At 71.3% G+C, this 5,258-nt stretch carries 3 protein-coding genes and 1 pseudogene; all 4 read left to right on the top strand.

Going from position 1 to position 5,258, the window contains the following annotated elements; all coding sequences use genetic code 11:
* Positions 1-233 (top strand): annotated as a pseudogene (locus tag ACFVUY_RS43115) (ATP-binding protein); the annotation flags it as partial.
* A 400-nt stretch (positions 234-633) separates the two neighbouring features.
* The gene (locus ACFVUY_RS43110; protein WP_387696005.1) at positions 634-3,981 is read left to right on the top strand and encodes a nitrate- and nitrite sensing domain-containing protein; all 3,348 of its coding nucleotides are present in this window, start codon (positions 634-636) and stop codon (positions 3,979-3,981) included.
* 10 nt (positions 3,982-3,991) lie between these two features.
* Complete coding sequence (locus ACFVUY_RS43105) at positions 3,992-4,405, top strand: roadblock/LC7 domain-containing protein (protein ID WP_030057391.1); 414 nt, start codon at positions 3,992-3,994, stop codon at positions 4,403-4,405.
* Between the two features lie 161 nt (positions 4,406-4,566).
* A complete protein-coding gene (locus tag ACFVUY_RS43100; RefSeq protein ID WP_359915522.1) occupies positions 4,567-5,208 on the top strand; it encodes a DUF742 domain-containing protein in 642 nt (213 codons plus the stop codon).
* Positions 5,209-5,258 lie beyond the last annotated feature (50 nt).

Raw genomic sequence — 5,258 nt, 5'->3', positions numbered from 1 at the left:
GCCTCGCCGACTGCTTCCCCGCCCTCGACTACTTCGAGAACAGCGGACTGCCCTTCGTCGTCGCCCTCAACGGCTTCGACGGACACCAGCCCCACTCCGCCGACGAAGTCCGCGAAGCACTCCAACTCGGCGCCGACACCCCCGTCGTCACCCTCGACGCCCGCCGCCGCGACAGCGCCAAGAGCGCCCTCATCACCCTCGTCGAACACGCCCTGCTGGCCCGGCTCCGCTGAGCGAGGGGGAACCGCCCGGCCCCGACGGTCCGTCCCCTGCAGCGGGCCGTCGGGGCCGCGACGCTTACCGGCCGGTGTCCTCCGGGGGCCCCGCGCAAGACCCGTATATAAGCAGCGGATAACAGTTCGGTAGGCATTTTGTGATCAACAATGACTCAGTGTGGCGAATCCGCGTCACTCAGCGCCAGGTGATCACGGATTTGCTCCGCCATGTCGGTGAATGTCCGGATTGTTCCGGCGTGGGTGTCGGACTGCGGCTGTTTGTCCCCCATCCCCGCACGTGCTGAAATTCCAGCTACCCCTGGATGTCTCCTGCTCCGGCCCGTCCGGCGGAGGTCAGGGCACCCGGGTAGCGCTGGATTGATCCATGGCCGGCAGTCGGCCGAGAGGTAGTTGTCGAGTGAGGCGTAAGCAGCAACCCGCCCCGCAGCGGCGCTCCGAGCCCCGCCAGAGCGAGCCGAACGGTACCCAGGGGGATCCGGCCGGATTCTCCGCGTTCACTCCCACCGAGGAACGCGCCCAGGGCCCCGCCCCGGCCCCCGAGCCCCAGGCCGCGCCCACGGCGCCCCTCGGCGGCGGTTCGTCGGGCGACGGCGGCGGCTCCAGCCGGTACGACTTCCTCCGCCCGCGCAACTGGCGCGTGCCGACCCGTCTGATCGCGATCCTGCTGATCCCCGTGATCATCAGTCTCGTCTTCGGCGGTCTGCGCGTGAACACCTCGGTCGACGGCTACATCAAGGCCTCCCGCGCCGAGAAGACCGCGGAGCTGGCCAAGGCGGCGACCGAACTCGCCGAGGCGCTGGAGAACGAGCGCGACAAGACGCTCATACCCCTGCTCACCAAGCAGGACCCGAACAACGAGGTCACCAAGCGCCGCAACGACACCGACACCGCGCTGAAGGCCTACAACGCCGCCTACGCCGCCTCGGACAAGTCCGGTGAGCTCCCCCGCCGCCACGAGGCCTTCCAGGCCCTGGTCCTCGACCTGGCGCACCTGCGGGCCAACGCGTACAGCCCCGAGCTGTTCGCCAGCGCCACCGCGAGCGCCTACTCGGTGATGCTCGCCCCGCTGCTGGCCTACGACAACTCGGTCGGCATCGGCTCCGCCAACGCCACCAGCAAGGGCCGCGCGATCTACGCGATGTCGCTGGCCAAGGCCTCCGCCTCGACCCAGCGCGCGCTGATGCTCAACCTGCTGGTCGGCATCTCGCAGAACGCCACCACGCGCTACGAGAACCAGGACGTGATCCAGCAGATCCTGGTCTCGGAGAAGCTGGAGCAGGTCTCCCTCAACGAGTTCCACACCGGCGGCGCCCCCGAGGACGCCCGGAAGTACGCGGCCGCCCAGGTCGCCCTGGCCACCGCCCAGGATCGTTCGGCGTACAAGATGCCCAACGGCGCGGCGCCCACCATGCAGAGCCTGCTCCAGCTCGGCGCCGCCTACAGCCAGGCCGCCGCGGAGGGCCAGCTGAAGGGCAAGGCCGCCGCCGACGCCGCGTACGCCGAGGCGAAGAACGCCGGCCTGACCCCGGACAACTGGAACCAGGCCGCCAACAGCCACATCCAGGCCCTGCGGAACACCGAGATCGCGCTGCTGGACGACGTCCTCGCCGAGTCCCGCGCCCTGAAGGACAACGCGCTCTACGACGCCATCCTCAACACGATCATCGTCGTCGCGGCGCTCATCCTGGCCGGTCTGCTCACCGGCTACGTGGCCCGCTCGATGATCCTCGGCATGCGCACCCTGCGCAGCGCCGCCCTGGAGATCGCCGACCACCGTCTGCCGGACCTGGTCGAGAAGCTCTCCAAGACCGACCCCGAGCGGGTCGACACCTCGGTGACCCCGATCCCGCTGCACGGCAAGGACGAGATCGGCGAGGTCGCCCGGGCGTTCGACCAGGTCCACCAGCAGGCGGTGGCACTCGCCGCCGAGCAGGCCCTGCTGCGAGGGAACGTCAACGCGATCTTCACCAACCTGTCGCGCCGCAGCCAGAGCCTGATCCAGCGCCAGCTGGCGCTGATCACCGACCTGGAGAACAACGAGGCCGACCCGGACCAGCTGGAGAACCTCTTCAAGCTGGACCACCTCGCGACCCGTATGCGCCGCAACGGTGAGAACCTCCTCGTCCTCGCGGGCGAGGAGGCCGGCCGCCGCTGGAACACCCCGGTCCCGCTGGTCGACGTGCTCCGCGCCGCCGCATCCGAGGTGGAGCAGTACGAGCGCGTCGAGCTCTCCGGCATCCCGGAGGTCGACGTCGTCGGCGCCGCCGTGACCGACCTCGTCCACCTGCTCGCCGAGCTGCTGGAGAACGCCACCTCGTTCTCCAGCCCGCAGACCCGGGTCCTGGTCAACGCGACCCGCCTGCCGGACGGCCGGGTGCTGGTCGAGATCCACGACAAGGGCATCGGCCTCACCGCCGAGGACTTCGCGGAGATCAACGAGAAGCTGGCCGAGCCGCCCACGGTCGACGCCACCATCTCCCGCCGCATGGGCCTGTTCGTGGTCGGCCGGCTCTCCCAGCGGCACGACATCCGCGTCCAGCTCCGCCCGTCCGGCGAGTCCGCCGGCACCACCTCGCTGGTCATGCTCCCGCCGTTCGTCACCCAGTCGGGTGCGGCGCCGGAGCCGGACGAGCAGTTCACCGTCTCGCGGATCTTCGCCGAGCAGGAGCCGACCGCCCAGTGGGCGCCGGACACCACGGCCCGCAGCGCCGCCGAGCTCGGCTTCGACGACCACCTCACCGGCATCGGCAACGCCGGCTCCAGCGGGTTCAGCCCGGCCCTGGAGTCCGTCCAGCGCTCGCAGCGCCTCGACCAGGTCCGCCGCGCGGCCCTGGAGGGCGGCCCGCAGGCGCCGGTGGTGGACGCCGAGGTCGAGGAGGACTACCAGCAGGGCTACGACCAGTACGCCCCGCAGGGCTACGAGCAGCAGCCCCACGCCGACGACCGGTACGGCTACGACCAGGGCGGCTACCAGCAGGACGAGTACCAGCAGGACGAGTACGCCCAGGACGGCTACGACCAGTACGCCCCGCAGGGCTACGAGCAGCAGGGCTACGCCGACGACCGGTACGGCTACGACCAGGGCGGCTACCAGCAGGACGGGTACGCCGACCAGTACGGCCGGCAGGCCGAGGAGTCCCCGGCCGGCCACCCGTACGCCCCGGAGCCGCCGGCGCTGCCCGCCGCCGAGGCGCACACCACCCTGCCGTCCGGACTGCCGCAGCGCCGCCCCGGCGAGCAGCTGGCGAGCGGCGGCCCCACCGCCGCCCCGTCCGGCGCCGGCGCGTCCGGCGACGCCCCGAACTGGTTCGCCGGCGCCAAGGACACCTCGGCGTCCCCGACCCAGCGCGGCCACGACGTGTCCTCGCTCGGCGGATACGGCCCGACCGGCCCGACCGCCAGCACCGCCTGGCAGTCGCCGAACGACGGCGACTGGCAGCGGGCCGAGCAGCTGCGCGAGCCCAGCTCCAGCGGCACCACCGGTGCCGGTCTGCCGAGGCGCGTGCCCAAGCAGAACCTGGTGCCCGGCAACGCCAAGCCCACCCCGCAGGACGGGCCGCAGGTCTCCCGCAGCCCGGAGGAGGTCCGTGGCCGCCTCACCAACCTGCGCCGCGGTGTGGAGCAGGGCCGCAGCGCCGGTAACACCGGAAGCTTCCGGATCGACCCCGATCAGGCAGACCAGTCCGGCAACGGACAGAACCGGAGCACCGATCTCTTCGGCGGCTCGAACCACCAGGAGCGTTGAGTTGACTCAGATGAGCCAGGCCGCACAGAACCTGAACTGGCTGATCACCAATTTCGTGGACAACACCCCCGGGGTGTCCCACACCGTGGTGGTCTCCGCGGACGGCCTCCTGCTGTGCATGTCCGAGGGCTTCCCGCGCGACCGTGCCGACCAGCTCGCCGCCGTCGCCTCCGGCCTCACCTCCCTCACCTCCGGCGCCAGCCGGATCTTCGAGGGCGGCGAGGTCAACCAGACCGTGGTCGAGATGGAGCGGGGCTTCCTGTTCCTGATGGCCGTCAGCGACGGTTCCGCGCTCGCCGTCCTCGCCTCCCCGGACTCCGACATCGGCCTCGTCGGCTACGAGATGGCCCTGCTCGTCGACCGCGCCGGCGCCGTCCTCACCCCCGCTCTTCGCGCTGAACTCCAGGGCAGTCTCCTGCACTGACGGTTCGTCGGATACCGTCCAGGTATTCGAAGCACCTCCGCGTCCTTCCCGGGCCCGCTTCGGCGGGCTCGGGTTCGGACGTTGTACGGCCTTCGCACCACCGGCTCCGGACCTGCGCCGAAGCTCGCACCGCACCGCCGCACCCTGTGAGGAGAGGAACCGTGACACCGCCCGACGACCGCAGCGGCCAGTACGGCGTTCCGTACCCTGGCACAGGCCATGACGCCTTCGGAGCACCCGGCGTCGGCCACGGTCAGCAGTACGGCCGGCACCAGTACGGACAGCCCCAGCAGCCGTACCCCCGCCCCGAAGAGCAGTACGGCCAGTACGACCAGTACGCCCGGCAGCCCTCGTACGGCGCCCCGGCACCCGGTTACCCGGCCCCGGCGCCCGAGCCGGCCCCCGGCTACCGGCCCGCCCAGGAGCCCGGCCACTACGAGGAGTTCGAGGACGAACCCGACTCCGGCCCGCTGATCCGCCCGTTCGCGATGACCGGCGGCCGGACCCGCCCGCGCTACGAACTCGCGCTGGAGGCCCTGGTCTCCGCCGACGTCGACCCGCAGCGCCTGGCCACCCTGCTCCCCGAGCACCAGCGGATCTGCACGCTGTGCACGGAGGTCAAATCCGTCGCCGAGGTGTCGGCGCTGCTCTCGCTTCCCCTGGGAGTGGCCCGCATCCTCGTGGCCGACCTGGCCGAGGCCGGCCTGGTCGCCATCCACCAGCCCGCTTCCGGCGGCGAAACCGGAAACCAGCCCGACGTCACGCTGCTCGAAAGGGTCCTCAGTGGACTTCGCAAGCTCTAACGCGGCCGCCCCCACCCGCGCCACCACCTCCGCGAAGATCGTCGTCGCGG

Origin of the sequence: Kitasatospora sp. NPDC058063, from assembly GCF_042885395.1 — a bacterium.
Classification (GTDB): Bacteria; Actinomycetota; Actinomycetes; order Streptomycetales; family Streptomycetaceae; genus Kitasatospora; species Kitasatospora lactacystinica.
This window is presented reverse-complemented; position numbering and strand designations above follow the sequence as displayed.